Annotated in this window: 22 protein-coding genes; 13 read left to right on the top strand and 9 right to left on the bottom strand. The window is 64.6% G+C overall.

The window, feature by feature from the left end; all coding sequences use genetic code 11:
• Window positions 1-40: 40 nt before the first annotated feature.
• Together icd and HYR72_19405 are read right to left on the bottom strand one after the other, a co-directional pair.
• Window positions 41-1,429 carry an NADP-dependent isocitrate dehydrogenase gene (icd, locus tag HYR72_19410; GenBank protein MBI1817147.1) on the bottom strand — a complete coding sequence of 463 codons (1,389 nt, stop codon included), beginning with the start codon at window positions 1,427-1,429 and terminating at the stop codon, window positions 41-43.
• Between the two features lie 81 nt (window positions 1,430-1,510).
• On the bottom strand, window positions 1,511-1,948 hold the full coding sequence (locus HYR72_19405; GenBank protein ID MBI1817146.1) for a hypothetical protein: 438 nt from the start codon (window positions 1,946-1,948) through the stop codon (window positions 1,511-1,513).
• Window positions 1,949-2,108: 160 nt separating this feature from the next.
• Between HYR72_19405 and HYR72_19400 the strand changes: the two genes are divergently transcribed.
• Entirely contained in the window at window positions 2,109-3,236 is a 1,128-nt protein-coding gene (locus tag HYR72_19400) for a hypothetical protein (GenBank protein MBI1817145.1), read from the top strand.
• 9 nt (window positions 3,237-3,245) lie between these two features.
• Here HYR72_19400 and HYR72_19395 read toward each other — a convergent pair whose 3' ends face one another.
• On the bottom strand, window positions 3,246-4,475 hold the full coding sequence (locus HYR72_19395; GenBank protein MBI1817144.1) for a hypothetical protein: 1,230 nt from the start codon (window positions 4,473-4,475) through the stop codon (window positions 3,246-3,248).
• 146 nt (window positions 4,476-4,621) lie between these two features.
• On the opposite strand from HYR72_19395, the gene HYR72_19390 reads away from it, so the two are divergent.
• Genes HYR72_19390 through HYR72_19360 form a run of 7 tightly spaced genes read left to right on the top strand, consistent with a single transcriptional unit; the run spans window position 4,622 to window position 9,946 of the window.
• A complete protein-coding gene (locus tag HYR72_19390; GenBank protein ID MBI1817143.1) occupies window positions 4,622-5,692 on the top strand; it encodes an aminomethyl transferase family protein in 1,071 nt (356 codons plus the stop codon).
• Window positions 5,693-5,718: 26 nt separating this feature from the next.
• Window positions 5,719-5,862 carry a hypothetical protein gene (locus tag HYR72_19385; GenBank protein MBI1817142.1) on the top strand — a complete coding sequence of 48 codons (144 nt, stop codon included), beginning with the start codon at window positions 5,719-5,721 and terminating at the stop codon, window positions 5,860-5,862.
• Between the two features lie 39 nt (window positions 5,863-5,901).
• Complete coding sequence (locus tag HYR72_19380; protein MBI1817141.1) at window positions 5,902-6,627, top strand: enoyl-CoA hydratase/isomerase family protein; 726 nt, start codon at window positions 5,902-5,904, stop codon at window positions 6,625-6,627.
• Window positions 6,628-6,680: 53 nt separating this feature from the next.
• Entirely contained in the window at window positions 6,681-8,237 is a 1,557-nt protein-coding gene (locus tag HYR72_19375) for a long-chain-fatty-acid--CoA ligase (protein MBI1817140.1), read from the top strand.
• 14 nt (window positions 8,238-8,251) lie between these two features.
• Window positions 8,252-8,986: an enoyl-CoA hydratase/isomerase family protein gene (locus HYR72_19370; protein MBI1817139.1), complete on the top strand. Its 735-nt coding sequence runs from the start codon at window positions 8,252-8,254 to the stop codon at window positions 8,984-8,986.
• An 18-nt stretch (window positions 8,987-9,004) separates the two neighbouring features.
• Window positions 9,005-9,124, top strand: coding sequence for a hypothetical protein (locus HYR72_19365; GenBank protein MBI1817138.1), 120 nt, complete (start codon window positions 9,005-9,007; stop codon window positions 9,122-9,124).
• A 3-nt stretch (window positions 9,125-9,127) separates the two neighbouring features.
• Window positions 9,128-9,946 carry a hypothetical protein gene (locus HYR72_19360; GenBank protein ID MBI1817137.1) on the top strand — a complete coding sequence of 273 codons (819 nt, stop codon included), beginning with the start codon at window positions 9,128-9,130 and terminating at the stop codon, window positions 9,944-9,946.
• Window positions 9,947-9,988: 42 nt separating this feature from the next.
• On the opposite strand, the gene HYR72_19355 is transcribed toward HYR72_19360, so the two are convergent.
• Both HYR72_19355 and HYR72_19350 read right to left on the bottom strand, forming a co-directional pair.
• The gene (locus HYR72_19355) at window positions 9,989-13,138 is read right to left on the bottom strand and encodes a fused MFS/spermidine synthase (GenBank protein MBI1817136.1); all 3,150 of its coding nucleotides are present in this window, start codon (window positions 13,136-13,138) and stop codon (window positions 9,989-9,991) included.
• 25 nt (window positions 13,139-13,163) lie between these two features.
• A complete protein-coding gene (locus HYR72_19350; GenBank protein ID MBI1817135.1) occupies window positions 13,164-13,937 on the bottom strand; it encodes a sulfite exporter TauE/SafE family protein in 774 nt (257 codons plus the stop codon).
• Between the two features lie 128 nt (window positions 13,938-14,065).
• Here HYR72_19350 and HYR72_19345 point away from each other — a divergent pair, with 128 nt between their 5' ends.
• A complete protein-coding gene (locus HYR72_19345) occupies window positions 14,066-14,404 on the top strand; it encodes a c-type cytochrome (protein ID MBI1817134.1) in 339 nt (112 codons plus the stop codon).
• A 28-nt stretch (window positions 14,405-14,432) separates the two neighbouring features.
• Here the strand turns inward: HYR72_19345 and HYR72_19340 are convergent, their stop codons facing one another.
• The 4 genes from HYR72_19340 to HYR72_19325 form a co-directional block, all read right to left on the bottom strand.
• Window positions 14,433-15,035, bottom strand: coding sequence for a hypothetical protein (locus HYR72_19340; GenBank protein ID MBI1817133.1), 603 nt, complete (start codon window positions 15,033-15,035; stop codon window positions 14,433-14,435).
• Window positions 15,036-15,273: 238 nt separating this feature from the next.
• A complete protein-coding gene (locus HYR72_19335; GenBank protein MBI1817132.1) occupies window positions 15,274-15,900 on the bottom strand; it encodes a class I SAM-dependent methyltransferase in 627 nt (208 codons plus the stop codon).
• Window positions 15,901-15,989: 89 nt separating this feature from the next.
• A complete protein-coding gene (locus HYR72_19330; protein MBI1817131.1) occupies window positions 15,990-16,619 on the bottom strand; it encodes a pyridoxamine 5'-phosphate oxidase family protein in 630 nt (209 codons plus the stop codon).
• Window positions 16,620-16,662: 43 nt separating this feature from the next.
• On the bottom strand, window positions 16,663-17,139 hold the full coding sequence (locus tag HYR72_19325) for a pyridoxamine 5'-phosphate oxidase family protein (GenBank protein MBI1817130.1): 477 nt from the start codon (window positions 17,137-17,139) through the stop codon (window positions 16,663-16,665).
• 257 nt (window positions 17,140-17,396) lie between these two features.
• Between HYR72_19325 and HYR72_19320 the strand changes: the two genes are divergently transcribed.
• The 4 genes from HYR72_19320 to HYR72_19305 all read left to right on the top strand — a co-directional run bounded on the left by HYR72_19320 (window position 17,397) and on the right by HYR72_19305 (window position 21,068).
• A complete protein-coding gene (locus tag HYR72_19320) occupies window positions 17,397-18,044 on the top strand; it encodes an acetate--CoA ligase family protein (GenBank protein MBI1817129.1) in 648 nt (215 codons plus the stop codon).
• Window positions 18,044-19,522: a CoA-binding protein gene (locus tag HYR72_19315; GenBank protein MBI1817128.1), complete on the top strand. Its 1,479-nt coding sequence runs from the start codon at window positions 18,044-18,046 to the stop codon at window positions 19,520-19,522. The genes HYR72_19320 and HYR72_19315 overlap by 1 nt, the downstream gene beginning before the upstream one ends.
• 4 nt (window positions 19,523-19,526) lie before the next feature.
• Window positions 19,527-20,186, top strand: a complete 660-nt coding sequence (locus tag HYR72_19310; GenBank protein ID MBI1817127.1) for a TVP38/TMEM64 family protein — start codon at window positions 19,527-19,529, stop codon at window positions 20,184-20,186.
• Between the two features lie 105 nt (window positions 20,187-20,291).
• Window positions 20,292-21,068: an SDR family oxidoreductase gene (locus tag HYR72_19305; protein MBI1817126.1), complete on the top strand. Its 777-nt coding sequence runs from the start codon at window positions 20,292-20,294 to the stop codon at window positions 21,066-21,068.

Genomic DNA, 21,068 nt, shown 5'->3' with positions numbered 1-21,068 from the left:
CGCACTGCCTACTGCCCTCTGCCTACTGCCTACTGTCATCTCACATGTGTTTGATGATCGCCTGGCCGAACTCCGAGCACTTCACTTTGGTGGCCCCCTCCATCAAGCGATGGAAGTCGTAGGTGACGGTCTTGGCCGTGATCGCGCCTTCCACGCCCTTGATGATGAGATCCGCGACCTCGTCCCAGCCGAGGTGGCGGAACATCATCTCGCCGGAGAGAATCACCGAGCCCGGGTTGACCTGATCGAGATTGGCGTACTTCGGTGCGGTGCCGTGCGTGGCTTCGAAGATCGCATGCCCGCTGACGTAGTTGATGTTGCCGCCGGGCGCGATGCCGATGCCACCGACCTGCGCGGCCAGCGCGTCGGAGAGATAGTCGCCGTTGAGATTCAACGTCGCAATCACGTCGAACTCGCGCGGCCGCGTCAGCACCTGCTGCAACGTGATGTCGGCGATCGCATCGCGGATCATCAGCTTCTTCTTCCACTGGCCGTTGCCGTGCGTGCCCCACAGCGTGAGCGCCGCTTCGACGTCGGCGAGCACGGTCTTCTGCTGATCGGGCGTCATCAGGTCGTAGCCCGGGTCGATGGCGCGCGCGTTGTCTTCGGCCGAAATATCGGCCTTGGCCTCGCGGTTACCAAGAATCCAGCTCTCGCGTTCCGTGATCACTTGCGCGCGGAACTCGCGCGTCGCCAGCGCGTAGCCCCAATCGCGGAACGCACCCTCGGTGAACTTCATGATGTTGCCCTTGTGCACCAACGTAATGCTGCGGCGCTGATGGCGCAGGGCGTAGTCGATCGCGGCGCGCACCAGGCGCTCCGAGCCCTCGCGCGACACCGGCTTGATCCCGATCGCGCTGGTCTCGGGGAAGCGGATCTTCTTGACCCCCATTTCCTTCTGCAGGAATGCGACGATCTTGCGCGCATCAGACGACTCCGACTGCCACTCGATGCCGGCGTAGATGTCTTCCGTGTTCTCGCGGAAGATCACCATGTCGACGGCTTCGGGACGCTTCACCGGACTCGGCACGCCGGTGAAGTAGCGCACCGGCCGCAAGCAGACATACAGATCGAGCAGTTGCCGCAAGGCGACGTTGAGTGAGCGGATACCGCCGCCGATCGGTGTCGTCAGCGGACCCTTGATGCCGACGATGAGTTCTTGAAATGCGGCGACGGTCTCGTCGGGCAGCCAGTTACCGGTGCGATTGAACGCCTTCTCGCCGGCGAGCACCTCCATCCACACGATGCGGCGCTTGCCGCCGGAGGCCTTCTGCACCGCGGCGTCGAAGACCGCTTGGCTCGCGCGCCAAATGTCGGGGCCGGTACCGTCGCCCTCGATGAATGGGAGGATCGGATTGTCGGGAACCTGCAGCTTGCCGTCACGCACGCGGATACGGTCGCCACCGGAAGGAAGTTTCAGTTCTGCCATTGCGCTCACACCTCGATTCCGTGTTTTCCTCCCGCCCTGGCGGCGAGAGTCTTCCTTCACTAGCGCAATCAGCCGGGAATGTCAGCGTGAGGCCGCCGCGTCCTCGGGCCGCAGCCGCAGCGTCAGCGGGTGATTCATGAGATGCACGAATACGTCGCTCCAATACTTCTCGCCGATGGCTTTGTTGACTCCCTCGACCTTGTCTGGCGCCTCTGTCGCGCGCACGTGCTCAAATCGATGTCCGGCGATCTCGACCGGCAAGCTCATTCCGGTGGCGTTCTTGCTCATGCGGTCGGCAGCCTTCGAGCCCAGCCGCACGTACACATCGCCATCGACCACAACTAGCCAAACCTTAAAGCAGTATTCCCCTTCGCCGGGGTCGTTGGTGCAGAGCTTCAGCGTTTCCTCCTTCGCCCAGTCGTTAGGCGCCCACTGCGGCTGCGCCGACTGACTTCGGCCGGCGATCGCCAGCAATCCGATCACACCGACCATAACGATCCCGGTTTTCTGGATTTGCATCGCGCCCTCCCTGTGCGAGGCATTTAGAGCACACGTACATACTCGGTCAACGCATGCTCGCAGATGCGGTGCTCGCACATTCTCGATTGACGACTCGTGCGATCTCGGCGACCATAACACTAGCGATGTCTATGGTCGCTGCCCGATTGAAGGAGGATGAATGAAATCGGTCGTTCGACCCTCGATCATCGCCACACTCTTGGCACTGGCGTCCGGTTCACGCGTCGTCGCTGATATCCAGGTGATCCCACCCGGCAAAGGCCTGCAGAGCGCGGTGGTCATCGACAGTGGCGCCAATGGCGTGTGCGAAACCACGGTGCCGCTGGGAACCGATGACGTGCAAGTCATCACGGCCGGCAAGGGATTGGCCAATCAGGCCGAGATCAGATGTGGCACTAACATGACCGCAGATACCACCGCCGCGGGCGACGATGTGCAACTCGTGGCAGTCTCGGCCGGCTGCGCGAACGCGAATACGCCGGTGATCGACACCGGCGCCGATGGCGTCGCCAACACAACCGCGGCCGTCGATGACTCGACCGTACTCGCCCCGGGCGCCGGGCAAGCCAACGCGACGTGCGTCACGGTCGGCGGCAACGGCATCGCCAGCACCACCGCCGCCGGCGATGATGTGCAAATCCAAGCCGCCGGCACCGCCAAGGCGACGACCGCTGTGATTCGGTGCGGGCCGAACAAGGTTGTCGAAACCACTGCCAACAACGTCGCCGCGGGCGACGACGTCCAAGTCCTCGCCGTGAACGCTGCCTGCGGCAACAAGAACACCATCGTCGTCAACTCCGGACCCAACGGCATCGCGGAGACCCGCGCGCAGGGACCCGATTTCTCTGTCGGCGTACTCTATCCAGTCCGCCTCTTCATGACCAAGGGCAAACCGTCCGTATCGCGCACCGTGCGCGTGGCGGTGTCGAACATTGAATTCGGTGCAAGCGCCCCGGCAACTCGCGACTACTCGTTGGCCGTTACCGACGGCTCGTGTCCCGCCGGCACGGTGACGCAGGTCGATTCCAATGCCGGCTCACTCGTCCCCGGGCTGCAAGCCACCGCGACGGTCCCCAGGGGCGGAAGGGTCTACGGCAGCTTCACGGTCAAGTTTCCCGTCGAAGCCGTCTTGTCGGTCACCGCCACGACGCCATTTCGCTGCAGCGTCGATGTGGAAGCGGATGCCGTCGACACCGCCGCCTTCAACGCCGTCGATGACGGCGCCGATACTGCCAACAACACCATGGCGGTCGATATCGAGGTAGTCGACCGCAACGACCTCCCGTGATGGGAGGCTTCACACTTCCGCCGTCAAGCGGTCGCGCCAATCCGGATGCGCGATCGTCATCAGCGCCGCGGCGCGTTCGCGCAGCGTCTTGCCGCGCAAGCGCGCGGCGCCGTACTCGGTGACGATGTAGTCGGCGCAAAAGCGCGGGATCGTCACCGGCGTCTGCTCGCCGAGGTGCGCAACGATCTTCGAGCGAGTGCCGTCCTCGGTTGTCGACGACAGCGCGATGATCGACGCGCCGCCGCGCGAGTGCTCGGCCCCTTCGAGGAAGTCCAGGCTGCCACCGACGCCGCTGACCTGCACGCCATCGATCGTCTCGCCGTTGATCTGGCCGGAGAGATCGACCTCGATCGCCGAGTTCACCGACACGAAAGGCGCGCGTTTCGCCAGCTCGGCAACGCTATGAGTGACGCTCACCGGTTGAAACTCGACTTGCGCCGACTCGCCAACGAAATCGTATAGCGGCCGGGTGCCGCCGGCTTCGCCGGTGATGACGCGCACGCGATGCCGGCTGCGCCGGATGCAGTCGAGCAGTCCGTCCGTGACGATACCCGAGAACACGTTGGCACCGCGAATCTCGTGCAGCCGGCTCAGGACCGCGTCGGGAATGGCCCCGACGCCGAACTGCACCCACGCGCCGGCGGGAATCACCCCGAGCACGTTCTCGACGATCTGCTCATCACGCGCACTCTTCTGCGCAAATCGATACTCGCCGAGCGGATGCGACGACTCCACAGCCAGATCAATCGCACTGATCGGCACGCGCGTCGGCCCGCGCGTCCACGGCATGTGCTCGTTGATTTCAGCGATCACTAGCGATGCGTTGTCGATCAGCTCGCGGTAGAAGCTCAACGCGATCCCGAGGCTCACTTCGTGATGACGTGGTTTGCTGACCTGCGCCACCACGACATCGGGAACAATTGTCCCGGTGCGCGCAACCATGCGCGGCACGTCGCGGTAGCGCAGCGGGAGAATCTCGATGCGGCCGTCTCGCACCAACGGTCGCAGCTTCGGCGACGCTTGCCAGGTCGTGTAGCTGAAGTGCGTCCCGAGACCGGCCTGAAGAAACGGATAGCTGCCGAACTGCAGGCCGGAGTAGAGCCGCAGCGCGGTGAAGCGCTGGTACTCCGCAGCGAAGGCTTGATAGATCTCGGTCGGTTCAACGGCGTCGTGAGGGAACACGACACGCGCGCCGTCGGGGATTGCACGAATCGCCTCGCGGGCCGACACTATCTTCATGGGCGCGGATCATAGCGGGCAATCCGAGCGGCGGAAACCGACGAGCGTCGGAAGCTACTGTTCTATCGCCGAGGTGAACTCCGTTGTCATAGGGGCCCGACGCCACGCTTTCGCTCGCTTGGGTTTCTTGTTACCACCCTCGATCAATGAGCTGGGCAGATCTCGACCGAGCGCAGGCGGCAGCCGGTGCTACGTGTGACGACACGTTCGGCGTGCGCGTGCCGCGCGCGTTCGGATCGCCACAGCGCGAATGGCAGGCTGTCCGCCGCGCCGTCGGTATTCTCGATGCGCGGCATCGTGGTCTCATCGCCGTCACCGGCGAAGACCGCATCACGTTCCTACAAGGCCAGCTCACCAATGACGTGAAACAGCTTGCGCCCGGGAGCGGCACGCACGCGGCGCTGCTCACCATCCAAGGCCGAGTGGTCGCGGATTTGTACGTCTTCGTACTCGCCGACCGTGTCCTGCTCGACGTTCCGGCGATACGCGTCGACGCGGTGCGGAAAGCGCTCGAACGCTTCATCATCGCTGACGACGTGGAGCTGGCGATCGGCGACGACATGGACGCGTTGCTGTCGATCGAAGGGCCGCGCGCCGCTCCGTTACTGTCCGATGTCACCGGCGCAACGCTCGCCGATCTGCAACCGTATCAGCATCGCGAGATCACGATCGACAGCGTTACCGTTCGTGTGGTGGCGATCGGTCAGACCGGCGAGACGGGATTCCGTCTGCTGAGCGCTCGCGCCAACGCGGCGACCGTGTGGCAACGATTGACTGCGGCGGGTGCGACACCGGTGGGGCTCGACGCCCTCAACGTACTGCGACTCGAAGCCGGCATTCCTTGGTACGGACTCGATATGGACGAAGAGACCCTGGTGATGGAAGTCGGCCTCGACGACGCGATCAGTTTCAGCAAGGGTTGCTATCTTGGCCAAGAAGTCGTCGAGCGCGTCGCCGCGCGCGGCCATGTGAATCGCAAACTCTCCGGACTTGTCGGGGAGGCATCGATCGTTCCGCCGGCAGGGACGACGCTGACCCGCGACGGCAAGGACGTCGGCCATGTCACCAGTGCGGCGGCGTCACCCGCGCTTTCCTCCATCATCGCCCTCGGCTACGTGCATCGCAGCGCGGGCGATATCGGCACCGTGTTGCAGGCCGGCGTCAACGATCAACCAATCGATTTGACCATTACAGCGCGACCGTTCTATCGATCATGACCAGTACAGTTGAAGAGAGGTGACTCATGGCAAACCAACTTGGCAAACGATACCTGTGCGCGACCTGTGGCACCGAGGCCTTGTGCAACAAGCCGGGCACCGGCGCGGTCGAGTGCTGCGGACAGGAGATGAAAATCAAGGAAGCCAAGCCGCTGCCGTCGAGCGACTAGTCTGCCTCCTGATCCGCCGTGAGGGGGAACGGAAGCGTCATGCCCGCGGTTCTCTACGAGACCGACGGGCCGGTGGCGATCGTCTCGCTCAACCGACCCGCCGTCCTCAATGCGTACAACGTCGCGATGCGCGACGCGTTGTTTGCCGCGCTGACGGCGGTGCGCGACGATCCGGATATCCGGGTGATGATCCTGCGCGGCAATGGGCCGGCGTTCAGCACGGGTGGTGACGTACGCGAGTTCGGCACCGCCCCGTCGCCCACTGTCGCACGCGCGGTGCGCTTTCAGCGCGACGTGTGGGGTACACTGAAGAGTCTGCCGCAGATCACGATCGCGGCCGTGCACGGCTACGCCGTCGGCGGTGGCTTCGAGATGGCGATGCTGTGCGACCTCTGCGTCGCTGCCGACAACGCGCGCTTCGGTTTGCCGGAAACACGACTCGGAATGATTCCCGGTGTTGCCGGCACGCAAACCACGTCGCGCTTGTTCGGACTCGGTCGCGCGCTCGATCTAGTGCTGACCGGTCGCATGCTCAACGCAACCGAGGCGCAACACTTCGGTCTGGTCACCCGGGTGGTTCCAACGGCTGAGTTGCAGTCGGAAGCATCGGCACTCGCACATCGTCTGAGTGCGATCGAACCGTCACTCGCGGCTCGCACCAAGCGCGCCGTGCACGAAGGACTCGACCAATCGCTGCGCGATGGCTTGGCGCTGGAGGCGCGGCTCGCCGCGGTTGACAGTCGCTGGTCCGACGCGCCACTCTGAGTCTCAACACTGCCCACTGCCGACTGCATACTGTCACTTTTGAGGGAGGCATCGTGAACACGTCCAACTTCGTCAGCATTCCGGCGATGATGTTTCCTGACCAGGAGATCCTCGTCTACGACACGCAACGCCGCACCTACGGCGAACTGTGGGAGCGCATTCAGCGGCTGGCCAACGCGCTCGAAGGCATCGGCGTCCGCCGCGGCGATCGCATCGCCGTGCTGCAGACCAACTCGGCGCAATATGTGGAAGCCTACTTCGCCGCCGCCGCGCTCAATGCGGTATTCATTCCGGTGAACTACCGCGCCAAGCTGCCGGAGCTGGAGTACATGCTCGGCGCCGCCGAGACCAAGGTGCTGCTCGTCGGTGATCGCTACGTCGAGACCGTGCGGCAGCTGCTTCCCAAGCTGCCGAGCGTCACCACCTGCATCGCGATGGAGGGCGAGCACGAAGGCTTTCGGCATATCGAGCCACTCATCGCCGCGGCCGCCGCTGAATTCCAGGAGCGCGAGACCAACGACGACGACACCACGATCTTGATGTACACCAGTGGCACCACCGCGCTGCCGAAAGGCGTGATGCTGCGCTTCAACGACTTCACTGCCTACGTTACCGCCAACGTCGAGCTGGCCGATGGCACGCCGCGCGGCACGTCGTTGTTGTGCGTACCGCTCTACCACATCGCCGGTGCCACCAACGTGATGAGTAATCTGTTTACCGGTCGCAAACTCGTGCTGCTGCGCCAGTTCGACGCCACCGAGTGGCTGCACACGGTTGCGCGCGAGCAGGTCACCCACGCCTTCGTCGTGCCGACGATGCTGAAGCAGCTCATCGACCATCCCGACTTCGCCACGTGCGATTTGTCGAGCCTGCAGAATCTCTCCTACGGTGGTGCCGCCATGCCGTTCCCGGTGATCCGCCGCGCGCTCGAGATGTTCCCGAAGACGGTCGGCTTCGTCAACGCGTTCGGGCAGACCGAAACCACTTCGACGTTGACCGTGCTCGGTCCCGACGATCATCGGCTCGACGGCTCAGCCGCGGAAGTCGAGTTGCGCTTGAAGCGCCTCGTCTCCATTGGTCGTCCGCTACCGGACGTTGAGGTAAAGGTGGTGGACGACGACAGCCATGACCTCCCGGCTGGCGAAGTGGGCGAGATCTGGGTGCGTACACCACGCGTGATGAAGGGCTACGCCGCCAAGGAGGGTGCCAGTTCGCCGCTCAACGCCGACGGTTGGTTGCCGACACGCGACATGGGCTGGCTCGACTCCGACGGCTACATCTTTCTCGCCGGTCGCAAGGACGACATGATCATCCGCGGCGGCGAGAACATCGCGCCGGCGGAGGTTGAAGCAGTGCTCTATTCGCACCCGAGCGTCGAAGAGGCAGCCGTGATCGGCGTACCCGACGTCGAGTGGGGACAACGGATCTGCGCGGTGGTGGTGACGCGCCCCGAGGTCATGCTCGGCGCCGACGACATCATCGAGTTCTGTCGCCAGCGTTTGGCCAGCTTCAAGAAACCGGAGATCATCCACTTCCTGCCCGAGCTGCCCAAGAACCCGATGGGAAAGATTCTGAAGAAGGATCTGCGCAAGCAATTCGGCGCCGCATGAGAACAGCCAAACCCATGCGAGCCCAGACACTCCGTACCACTCTGCGCAACGGCATCGCCACCTTCACGCTGACTCACACAACGATCAACCAAGCAACAGCGCAGGCACTCTGCACCGCGGTCGAATCGATCGAGTTGGATGAAACCATCCGCGTCGTCCTGATCGCCGGAAGCGGGCAACACTTTTGCCAGGGTGTGGCGAACGCCGGCGACTGGGAACGCCGCGTTGATTGGATCGCGGCGATCGGCCATCTCACCGTCCCGGTGATCGCCGCGATTGACGGCGATGCGATTGCGGAAGGGTTCGAACTGGCGCTCGCGTGTGATTTGCGGCTGGTCTCGACGCGCGCGCGCTTCCAAATGCCGCAACTCCAACGCGGCGAGTTGCCGTCGCACGGCGGCACGCAGCGGCTGCCGCGCATCGTCGGTCGGACGCGCGCGCTGGATCTTCTGCTCAGCGGCCGCGCGCTCACCGCCGCTGAAGCCGAGGCGATGGGGTTGGCAACGCGCGTGTTTCCCGCCAAATCGTTCGCGACCGATGTCCGCCGTGTAGTGGGCGACCTGGCCGCGAAAGGACCGGTCGCGCTGCGCTACGCCAAGGAAGCTGTGCGCGATGGCGTCGATCTCCCCCTCGATCACGGCATCCGGCTTGAGCAAGACCTCTATGTCTTGCTACAGACAACCGCCGACCGCACCGAAGGCATCCGCGCCTTCCTTGAAAAGCGGCGGCCCACATTCAAAGGCTCGTGATCGAGCAGAGAGAGAGCAATGGCAAACCAACTCGGCAAAATGTACATCTGCGGCAAGTGCGGCTCGCAGGTCATCGTCACCAAAGCCGGCACCGGCTCAATCAAATGCTGCGGGCAAGAGATGGAGCAGAAGAAGTAACCCGTGAGCGGTCACTCCCCATCGGCTGAACCGTTCGGCACCTATCGAGTGCTGGCGCGCAATATCGCGTCCGACTCGGACAACAAGATCCACGACGACACCGTTGCGCGCCAGTACGGTTTCGCCGGCGGGCTGGTGCCGGGCATCGCGGTGTTCGGGTACCTCACTCGCCCGGTCGTCGCGCGCTTGGGCGCCCAGTGGCTGGCGCGCGGAGGCGCGAGCGGCCGCTTCATGCAACCGTGTTACGACGGCGAAGAGATCACCGTCGTTGCGCACAACACCAACGACCACATCGAGCTGACGGTGCAACGACCCGACGGAGTCGTTTGCGCGCGGGGCAGCGCCCGCACGTCGTCGCCGAGCGCAGAACCCGACGTGGCGAACTACCCAATCGCGCCGCTGCCGGTCATGCGTCCGCCCGCGGCCGCGTCAGCACTGGCCGCGGGCACCGTGCTCGGCACGCTCGGGTTGCGTCTCGATGCACGCAAGGCCATCGCCTTCGTCGATGCCGTCGGTGATGACTTGCCGCTGTACCGCGGCGCCGACGGGATCGCTCACCCTGCCCTGTTGCTTGCACTCGCCAATCGAGTTCTTGCCCGCAACGTCGTGCTCGGCCCGTGGATCCATACCGCCAGCGAGGTCACACACTATTCTCTCGCGCGCTACGGCCAGACCATCAGTCTGCGCACCCGGGTCGCCGAGTGTTTCGAGCGCAAGGGTCACGAATTCGTGGTCCTCGACATCCTGGTGGTTGCCGATCCCGACCACGTCGTCCAACACATTCGACACACCGCGATCTACAAACCTCGCGCCGTGTCGTGACCGCGCGGTTGCCTGCCTCAACATCCCGTCACCACACAATCGCTACGGCTGCGCCGGGGTCAGCCCCTGATCGATCCGGCCCGGTGCGTTCGCGAGGTAGGTGGCGAGCTCACGCCGCGCGCGCTCAGCCAGTGGATGGTGGTGTGTGTCGTAACAGCGAGCGCGCTCTTCGAGGAACCGACGATCCCAAATCGTATGCGGCTCGAACGGCGCCAATGCCGCGATGCACTTGCCGTCGAAGTCGGTCATCAGCCCAATATCGGCGTAGGCGTGCATGCGCGCTTCGTCGAGGACCCGCACCGCAAAGGGCTCCGCGAGCGCAGTGAAGAGTTCGCCCGCCCACTGCGGCCGCTGAGTCGCGATCGTCCACGCCAGCGCGAGCGCATGGTTCAGGACGATCGGATGCGCCCACGGGAACTCGCGGTAAGCGGAGAATGCGGCGAGCAGATGCGCCGCCGCACTGTCCACCTCGCCGGCGCGGTGATGCCACTGCGCCAGCAACGCTTCGGCCTCCGGCGGGAACAGCGACTGGAGCGCATCGATGTACTCCAGCGCCCGGGCATCACCCGCCACCGTATACATCTCCGCCAGCATGGTGATGTCGCGCGGCCCTTTCGGTCCTTCGGTCTGCGCCTGCCAGTGCAACCGCGCCTCATTGATATTTCCGCTCGCATAGGCCTGACGCGCGCGCAGTCGCTCGTTCAACGCGGCATCCGGCGAAGGGACGGTTTCTGGAACCGACGCTTCGGTCGCCGCGCGCAAGCTGCGCAACTCATCCGCCAAGTTCCAATCGATCGCGCCGCCTTGGATCGGCGGCCGGTGATTTCCATGCGCCACCGCCAGCGCGCGCAAATCGTCCACGTTCAACAGACCTTCGCGGCCCACGGTGCGGGCAAACTCGAACTCGATCAGGGTCCGATCATCGGTATTGATCCGGCCATCGTCGGCGTGCGCCAGCGCCTCACCGAATCCTGCGTTGCCGAGGTACCGGCTATAAAATCCTTCCACGCCCGTAACACCCCAGACAAGTTGCAGCGCGCTGCGATACGGCTCAGTGGCGACGAGCGCACGTAGTTGCGCCACGTCGTGCGGGCTCACCCGTTGGCGCGCCGTCAGGACGAGATCGTGGTTGCGATTCACTTCCCAGGTTTCCACCGCCGGGAACGTGCGGCCGACCGTTGCATACACACTGCGGAGCGTGGACGCACCAACCTCATAGGCCTGGACCCATTGCACGAACACCCCGGCCTCGGTCAGCCGCGCGCGCACCGCGTCGTAGAACTCATGCGTGAACAGACTGGCCACACCCGCGCGATACGGATTGGACGGCTCGGAAAAGATGATGTCATAGCGCTCGCTCGTGGTTAGCAAGAACTCGCGGCCGTCGCCGATGACGATATGCACCTTCGGATTCGCGAGCACATTCTGATTCACCGGACTGCAGACTTCGGCGACGTGCAAAATCGCCGGCTCCAGCTCGACCACATCGACCCGTTCGACCGACGGTACCTGCGCCAACCAACCGGCGGTGCTGCCAGTGCCGAGGCCAATCACCAAAACGCGCTTGGGCTCGAGGTGAAGCAGCGCGCCGATGAGCCCCGACATCACCTGCGTCGGTGCGTCAGCGATCGCGTTGCCGTCGGATTTGCCGTGGACGATGAATGCGTAGGCATTCGACCGGTCGAGCCCGACGGTGCTTTCGACGCCATCGGCTTCCCAAATGATCGGACGTCGCCGCTCGTTGAAGAGACGCTGCAAGTCGTTTGGTGCATCGATCGACATGTGCAGCCGCCCGGCGCCGATCGGGGAGTGACGCCAAAACGCGGTGGGCCCCTCCGCGCGGCACAACAATACGCTCACCGCCGCGACTAGCAACGGCGTCAAGGCGCGACTCCGACTAGCGGCGTCGCGCAGCGCCCGCGCCACACTGATCACGGCCAACCCGATCAGCAAGTACACGACGAGCCGCCACACGCCCGGGGCCGACAGCAGCGGTAGCAAGCCAAAGCCTCCCGCCAATGAGCCGACGATCGCGCCGACCGTGTTCCATGCGTACGCTTGGCCGACCTCGCGGCCCACGCGTTGGTCACCCGCTCCGAGCAATCCAACCAAGAGCGGGAACTGATACCCCGACACGACCGCGGCCGGAAACACCACCACCAGCGAGATCGCCAGCCACGTGCCGACCAAAGGCAGGAAGCCGATGAAACCCAGCGGGCGCATCACCATCGCCGCCACGGCGATTCGATCGCCCGCTGCGTAAGGCAGGGCGATGCACAAGGCTTCGAGCGCGCAGCTCGCGGCGAATGTCATCAACGTCGGCCGGCGTTGTTGTGCGCCGACCGCGTACAGGACGCTGCCGACACCGATGCCGAGCAGCGCCACCGCCAGAATCAATCCGAATGTATACGACGACCCGCCGAGCAGCGGTGCCAGCATGCGGTACCACACCAGCTCCATCAGCAGGAACGCGAAGCCAACCACCGCGGCCGCCATCCAGATCAACGCCACCGGTGCGGATGAGACGGCGGGCAAGCGCGACTCGACGGAATCCTCATCCGTCACCACCACGACGCGGCGCGCGATGCCGGACGCCAGCAACGCCACCATCAGATTGATCACGCTCGCCAGCCAGACGGTGCGATTGGTGCCGACCGTCTCAAGGCATAAAAAACTCGCGCACAAGCTGCCCGCCACGGCGCCGAGCGTGTTGGCGCCGTAGATCAGACCCATCTGGCGCCGGCCGGCGTCGGCGCGGCGCTCAACCGCACGCACAGCGGCCGGCAGTGTTCCGCCCATGAGTACGGTGGGAAAACCCAGCACCAGCGTCGACAACCCTAGTCGCAGCAAGGTGCCGCCGGTTGTGCCGAGCGCGGCGGTTCCGCCGAGGGCGAGATAGAGCGAGCGCACCAGCATGACCAGCAGCGGACTCGCCGCCGCCGCCACCGCCACCCCAAACTCCAGGCGCGCATAGAACGCGAGCGGATTGCGTGCGGCGTCCGCCCGCCGCCCGAGCCACCATCCACCGAATCCCAGCCCGCCGAGGAAGATCGCCAGCACCGCAGCGTTCGCCGCAGTCGATGCGCCGAACACCAACCGCAGCAGGCGCAACCACGCGACTTCGTAGATCAGTGCGCAAAACCCGGAGCCGAACAGCAGCGCCGCAACCGTCTGTGCCCGAACCCGCGACATGCCGGCAGCCAATATGGGAAGACGCCTAGCCCCGCAAGAACAGCGAGATCGCCATCGCGAAACCGATCACCACGACGACGTGGCGCACGAACTCACGTCCCAATCGGCGCGCCAAGCCTGCGCCACCGAAGCCGCCAGTGATCGCTCCGGCGCCCATCACCATCGCGTCGAGCCAATTCACCGGCCCCCACAACATGAAGTAGCCCGCCGCGACCAGATTGATGCATACCGCGCAGAAATTCTTCAGCCCGTTCATCTGATGAATGTCACTGAGCCCGAGCAGGCCGAGCGCCGCCAGCATCAGAATGCCGATACCGGCGCCGAAGTAGCCGCCGTACACCGCGACCAGAAACTGAAACGCTGCGATGCCCAACCACCAGTCGTCACGCTGCCCGCCTGGCGCTTCCTCGTTCCGCCGCAGCCAGCGCGCCAGCGGTTCTTGGACGGCGAACAAGATAGTGGCAAACAGAATCAGGTACGGCACGATCGCCGCAAACGTCCGCGACGGCGTGCGCAACAACAAGAACGCCCCCAGCAATCCGCCGGCGATCGACGGCCCCGCGAGCAGCAGCATCCAGCGACGGCTGTCGCCCAGCTCGCGGCGGAATCCCAACATCCCGCCGAGCGAGCCCGGCCACAACGCAACGGTGCTGGTGACGTTGGCGATGATCGGATCGCGTCCGAGCCACACTAGCGTTGGGAAGGTGATCAGCGTTCCGCCACCCGCCACAGAGTTGATCATGCCGGCGACGAACGCGGCCGCAAAGACCGCCACACCTTCCGCAACCGCGCTGTGCATCGCGGCACCCTAGCACATCACGAGCGCCCAATGCTTGGTGCTCCGCTGCTCGCCGCTCGCAATACTCGCGTTCGGCTTGACCTGCTCAAGGCGATACGATTCTATGCGCCGCTCCGGAGGAACGTACTGTGAGACAACGGATACTGATGGCGATCGGTGGGCTCCTATGCGTGGTCGCTGTGGCCCAAGCCGGCGATGTCGACAAGGGCAAGGCACTGTACACAGGCCGCTGCGCGTTCTGTCACGGCGCCACCGGCAAGGGCGAGGGTCCGGTCGGTGCCGCGCTCAAGCCGCCGCCGTCGAACTTCACGTCCACGGACTACTGGAAGACCTCCAACGACGAGCAAGTGAAGAACGCGATCAAGAACGGCAAGCCCGGCACGCCGATGGTACCGTTCGGTACCTCGCTGTCGTCGGACGACATCGAAAACTTGCTTGCTTATTTGAAAACGTTTACACCCAAGTGACCGGCGACGTGCCGGCGACGGGGCGCCTTTAGTTCTTCGGTTGGATCGTGCTCAGCAACTCGCGAGCTTCGTACAACTGACGCGTTTTGCCCTGCTGCTCCGCGATCGCCGCGGCGAGCTTCAGCGGCTCGACGGCTTTCTCAGCCTCGCCCATCTCTTGATAGGTCAACGCCAGCTCGATGCGCGCGCCGACCGCATTCGGGTCCAGCTCGATCGATCGCTGCAAGTATTGCTCGGCCTTGCTGAGATTCCCGCCGAGCAGCCGCGGGAGTTGGCGATAGAGGCCGCCCTTCGCCGCGAGCGCGTCGGAGTGTTGCGGATTGAGTTCGAGGGCGCGTTCCAACTCGCGATTCACGCGCACCAGGCTGAATGGGTTGAGCGTCACCCCGTCGGCCAACATCACGCGACCCATCGTCGCAAACAGCGCGAAGTGAGCATCCGCATTCGAGTCGTCGGCCGCCACCGCTTGCTGAGCCAGATCATAGCCCTCGCGGTAGAGTTGCTCCTTCTGCGCCGGATCATAGGCGTCTTCGCCTTGCTTCATCAGAACAATCGAGCGTTGCGCGAGTTCGGCAGCCCGCGCCGGATCGACATACTTCGCCTCCGCCGCCCGTTGGGCGGCAACCGTCATCGGTCGCAAGGTCAAAGTGAGGGCGCAGAGTGTGACGGCGAACGCGATGCGTTGACGCGTCGCCAGCCAAGCCTGGTTCAGGCGCATTGTCGCGGAGGGTAGCAAAGGCTGGCATCGCTCGCAACCAATTCCGCTATTCATCGATTCCGCCTTTCGAGTAGTGACTCACTTCGAAGGCCCTGCCCGTGGTGCGCCGCGCCGTGTTCGGCAGGTAGGTCATCTGGCCCTCAACCGGGCGTCAGGTGACGCCCCGTCGCCGCCCCTCGACGTAGAGGCGAACTGTCTGGCCCTCTGACGGATATGGCTCGCGCCGCTCCGCGCGGATGATGTCGAACCCGGCGGCTATGGCGGATTTAGTCAGCTCTGCGAGCTCAAAGAGCGTGGCGGCGACGGGTGCAGGTTCCCCGAGGAACTCAGCGACTCCAACTTCGCCCTGGCCCTCGTGAGCTGAGAGCAGTATCCTCCCGGCTGGCCGCAGAACTCGGTGGAACGCCCGCAGCACCGATTCCAGCTCCAGCCGACGAAGGTGGATAAGGGAATAGAACGCGAGGATGCCGCCGACCGCACCCATGCGTAGCGGAAGTGCGCGCATGTCTGCAGTAACCGCCCCGTTCAGCCGGCGGCTCGCGAGCTTTGCCATCTCGTGGCTGAGGTCGAGCCCAACGACGCGTCGACCCCGTTCTCGGACAAACACGCCGACTTGGCCAGGCCCGCATCCGATCTCCACGATCGGGTCGCCGACCGCTGCCGCAAACGACTCGAGCAGCTCTCGGTCGCGCGGTTTGCCCTGAAGCTCGTCACGAAACCGCTCCTCGTACTTCGTCGCCACGAGGTCGTAGGAGAAGCGAAGGTGCTCCCAACTCACGACCCCATCCTCACTGGTCCGTCCCAAGGAGTTGAGCCGTTGGGCCCGGGTGGGAGCATGGGCATCTCGCTGAGATCGATGCCAACACCTCAGTAGAGCGTGGACTTGATGCGTGCAGGTAGCTCCCGGTCGTACACGCCACCGTCAATCCTGCCAGCCGTCGCGTCGTTGAGGACCTTGCCAGGTGTGGGCAGATTTCCGCGCGCCACGTGACGCTCAACGTTCCAGAGGTCACTGCGCACCACGGCGCGCGAGCACTGGAAGTAGGCCGCGTCGACGGTCACCACGAGGATGAGTTTGGGTTCGACTCCCCGAACCTGGAAGCGGGACAGCGTGGCCGGATCGGCATTGACTCGTGCACGACCGTTCACGCGCAAGGTTTCACCCATACCCGGAATCAGAAACAGGAGCGCGACGCGCGGATCCACCATCAGATTGCGCAGGCTATCGATGCGATTGTTGCCGCGGCGGTCGGGAATCAGCAGGGTCTTCGAATCCATGACCTCTACGAAGCCGGCCGCGTCCCCGCGCGGCGAGGCATCGAGCCCAGTGTCCCCTGCGGTGCACAACACGAAAAACGGGGAGGCCGCGATCCAGGCCGCATAGTTGGCATCGACGTGGTCGAACTCCTTGACGAGCGATGCCTCCTTCGGAGGGTCGAACAGACGCACCAGATCTGATTCGCTGCCAATGTCGAAGCGCGAGTCGGGTGACTGCATGCTGCCTCCTTCTCCGACGCCCAACAACCGAGCCGCTCACCGCCTACTCACCAGTAGACTCCTCCGTACCCCGCTTGACCGCCTCGTGATGGCGCTCCCACCGCGCGCGGGTTTCCGCTTCTGAGACCCCGCGATCGTAGGCTGGCGACGTCACGGGAGTTGCACGCTCGACCGTAACGACCACCACTTCTAAGATGGGGCTTTGAACCCCCCGTGCCCGGAAGAAAGCTGTGATCTCCTCGTACCTCGCGCCAGCTTCCACGACCGTTGCAGTACCCTTGAAGCGATAACCCTTGCGAACGAAGGGATCGATAACGTTGATCTCGATCGCGGGGTTGTGCCGAAGATTGGAAATGGTGCGAGGCGATCGAATGTTCGCGAACACGAGATGATCGTCACCCCAGACAGCGATGCAGCCCTTCGGCGAAACGTTGGGCGTGTTGTCGGGACAGACGGTCGCAACGAAGGCGAGGCGCTGTTGGCGCACGACGCGCTTCATGTCGTCTGTAAGTATGCTCATGATGGCCTCCTCTCATGTCATGCATGACGAGTTTGAACGAGGCGTAACAACGAAGCGGCAACCCTCACCAAACTTCGCGGGCATGTATGCGCGCCTCATACACCCGAATGCATTACGGCTTCAAGGAACTACCGTCGTAGGCCGCCCTCCACCACACCGGGTATCGAACGGCATCAGGCTATCACGCCCAATCACTCGCTCGCTGCGGCTCTCCGTAACTTGTAATTCGCGAATCGCTCCCCTAATGGTTGTCGCGCATGAGTCACACGCTCTCTGAGTTCGAATCGAAGCAACTGCTGCGCGAGTACGGCATCGCCACCACGCCCGAACATTTGGCGACGGATCCCGATCGGGCGGTCGCGGCGGCTACGCAGCTCGGCTTTCCGGTGGTGCTCAAACTGTGCGGTCGTGCCATCGCACACAAGACCGAGCGCGATCTCGTCCGACTCAATTTGATAGACGCTGGCATGGTGCGCGCTGCGGCCACAGAACTGTTGGCGAAGAAGCAGCCGGCTGATGGCGACGCGCAGTTGTTGGTGCAGGCGATGGTACACGGACGGCGCGAGATCATCGTCGGGTTGATCCGTGATCCGCAGTTCGGTCCCTGCGTGATGCTCGGGCTCGGCGGCATTCTCGCCGAAGCGATGCGCGACGTGGTATTCCGCATGGCCCCGCTCTCGCGCGCCGACGCCGACGACATGGTCGGCGATCTGCAAGCCGCACATCTGCTCGGAGCCTTCCGCGGCGAACCCAGCATCGATCGCGACGCGCTGGCTCAGGTGCTGATCGCGGTCGGCCGCATCGGCCTCGAACGGGATGCCGTGCGCTCGCTCGACATCAATCCTCTCATCGTGCGGGGTGCCAGCCCGATCGCCGTCGACGCGCTGATGGAGGTCGCCGACTGATGTCCGATCTGGTCGAGCGCTACCGTCCGCTCTTCTATCCGCGCGGCATCGTGATCCCCGGGGTGTCGACGCACCCGGGCAAGTTCGGCTTCGCCGCGCTGCACAATCTCCTCTGCCACGGGTTCACCGGCGAATTGTTTCCGGTCAATCGCGACGGCAGCACCGTGCTGGATCGATCAACCTTCCGCGACATCACCGCGATCCCGGCCGGTCGCGCTGATCTTGCGTTCATCTGTACGCCGGCTGCCGCCAATCTCGACGTGTTGCGCGCCTGCGCGCAGATCGGCGTGCGCGCCGCGTTCGTGGTCTCGGGCGGCTACGCCGAAGCGGGCGCTGACGGCGCCGCCGCCGAACACGAGTTGGCGCGCGTCGCCAAGGAGTTGGGCATCCTGCTCGCTGGTCCGAACGGACAGGGACTGATCTCCACCGGTGCCCAGATGTGCGCGCAGATCGTCCCGCCGTATCCGCCACCGGGACGCATTTCCGCGGTGAGTCAGAGCGGCAACATCCTTTCGTCTTTCATGAACTACGGCGAACTCACCGGCGTCGGATTCAGCAAGGGTATCTCCGCCGGCAATGCGGCGGCGGTCGGCATCGCCGACTACCTGGAGTACTTCGCCGCCGATCCCGACACCACCGTCGGGCTCGCATACTTGGAGGGCGTGCGTGATGGGCGTGATCTCGTGCAACGCGCGACGGCGTTCACGCGGCGCAAACCGCTCGTCGTGCTCAAGGGCGGCACGACCGGCTTCGGCCAACGCGCGGCATCGAGTCACACCGGCGCGTTGGCGTCGGATGAACGCGTGTTCGACGGCGTCGCGCGCCAGGCCGGTATGCGTCGCACGGCAACGGTGGAAGAAGCTTACGAAGTGGCGGCGACGTTCGCGACGCAGCCGTTGCCGCGCGGCAAACGCGTCGTCGTGCTCACGGCGGCGGGTGGCTGGGGCGTGTTGTGCGCCGATGCTTGCGTGCGCGCCGGGCTCGACCTCATCCAGTTGCCGGAAGACTTGCGCGCAAAGATCGACAGCGTGCTGCCAGCGCGATGGAGCCGCAACAATCCGGTCGACATGGCCGGGGGCGAAACGCGAGAGACGATTCCTGAGCTGCTCGATTGCATCGCCGGCCATGACGGCGTCGATGCGGTGATCTACCTCGGCCTCGGCATTCAAGCGGCGCAAGCGCATGTGCTGAAGTCGAGTCCATTCTATCCGGGCCACGGCATCGATCGCATCGCCGAGTTTCACGAGCGGCAGGATCGCCGCTACGCCGAAGCCGCCACCGCCGCGAGCGCGCGGCACAACAAGCCGGTGCTGTGCGCGACGGAGCTGGTGTACACCGACCGCGCCTACGGCAACTCCGCGCCACTGGCGGTCGCGGCAACTGGGCGCATCTGCTACCCGTCGGCGCATCGCGCCGTAAACGCCCTAGCGCATCTGTGCGCCTATGCGGCGTTCCGCCGCGCGCACGAGGTAGACTAGAACGGTGTCGACGCGGCTCATCATTCTGTTGCTCTTGATCGCGGCCGTCATCGCCACCGGGGTTGGCCTGCGCCAGTACATCACCGTCGACAACATCGAATACGCGGTGCGCGCGCTCGGACCGTGGGGACCGCTGGCGTTCATCGCCTTGTACGTGATCGGTCCGGCGCTGTTCTTGCCCGGTGCGCCACTGACGATCGCCGCGGGCGTATTGTTCGGACCGGTCTGGGGCACCGTTTACACGATCATCGGCGCCACCGGCGGCGCTATGCTCGCGTTCGTCGTCGCGCGCTACCTCGGGCGCGACTGGGTCGAGCGGCGCTTGTCCAACACCTCCGGCTTGCTCGTGCGCATCAAGAGCGGTGTCGAGAGCGAAGGCTGGAAGTTCGTCGCCTTCACGCGGCTGGTGCCGGTGTTTCCGTTCAACATCCTCAACTACGCCTTAGGCCTGACCAACATCGGATTGGTGCCGTACGCGCTGGCGTCGTTCTTCTGCATGATGCCGGCCGCCGCCGCCTACGTGTATCTCGGGTATGCCGGGCGCGAAGCCGCCGGTGGTGGCCAAGGTCTCGTGTCGAAGGCGCTCATAGCGCTCGCGCTGCTCGCCGTCGTGGCCATGATCCCCACACTCCTCAAGCGCCTGCGGGGTGCGAAGGCGCCGTAACTGTCGGCCCAGTTCGTCAGGCACAATCGTCAGGCACGATCGTCGGGCTGGTACGCGCATCCACGCCTCGTATATAACAGCGGCCGAGTTGGAGGGGGGGATCGGGTGAACCTCAGGGGACAAGTCGCGGTGGTGACCGGCGCGTCGTCGGGCATCGGGCGGGCCATCGCGATCGACTTGGCGCGTGAAGGCATGCTCGTCGTACCGGTGGCGCGGCGTGCCGATCAACTCGCCGCCACACTCGCCGAGTGCCGTCGGTTCAGTCCCGACTCGTTCGCCATCCAATGCGACGTGAGTGACCGCGCCGCGGTCGAGCGTACGATCGCAGATGTCCGTGCGCAGCGCGGCCACATCGACATGCTGGTCAACAACGCGGGGGTTGGCTTGTATCGCCGTTTCACCGAGACGACGTCGGACGACTTCGAACGGCTGATGCAGGTGAACTACTTCGGCACCGTCTACTGCACCAAGGCGGTGCTGCCCGACATGCTGGCGCGGCGCGCCGGCGTCATCGCCAACATCGCCTCAGTGTCGGGGCGCATCGGCACCGCCGGCTTCACCGCGTACACGGCGTCAAAGTTCGCGATGACTGGCTTCGCGGAAAGCCTCGCGATCGAACTCCGCGACACTGGCGTGCGCGTGATCACGATCTACCCCGGCCCGATCGCCACCGAGTTGGCCGACCATCTCGATCACCGCCCACCTGGCGTCGACCGACCGTGGCCGCCGGAAGCCGTGTCGCAGGCCCTGCTCGCGTGCATCCGCAGCGGCAAACCGGAGATGACCGTTCCGCGAGTGATGGGCATCATTAGCCGTGTGCGGGTGCTTGTACCCCGCCTCTTCCGCGCTGCGCTCGCGCGCGCCGTGCCGCCGCCGAGTTGA

This window comes from Deltaproteobacteria bacterium (assembly GCA_016178705.1).
Taxonomy (GTDB): domain Bacteria; phylum Desulfobacterota; class Binatia; order HRBIN30; family JACQVA1; genus JACOST01.
Note: the sequence above shows the minus strand (reverse complement) of the source record. Positions and strands in the feature narration are given on the sequence as shown.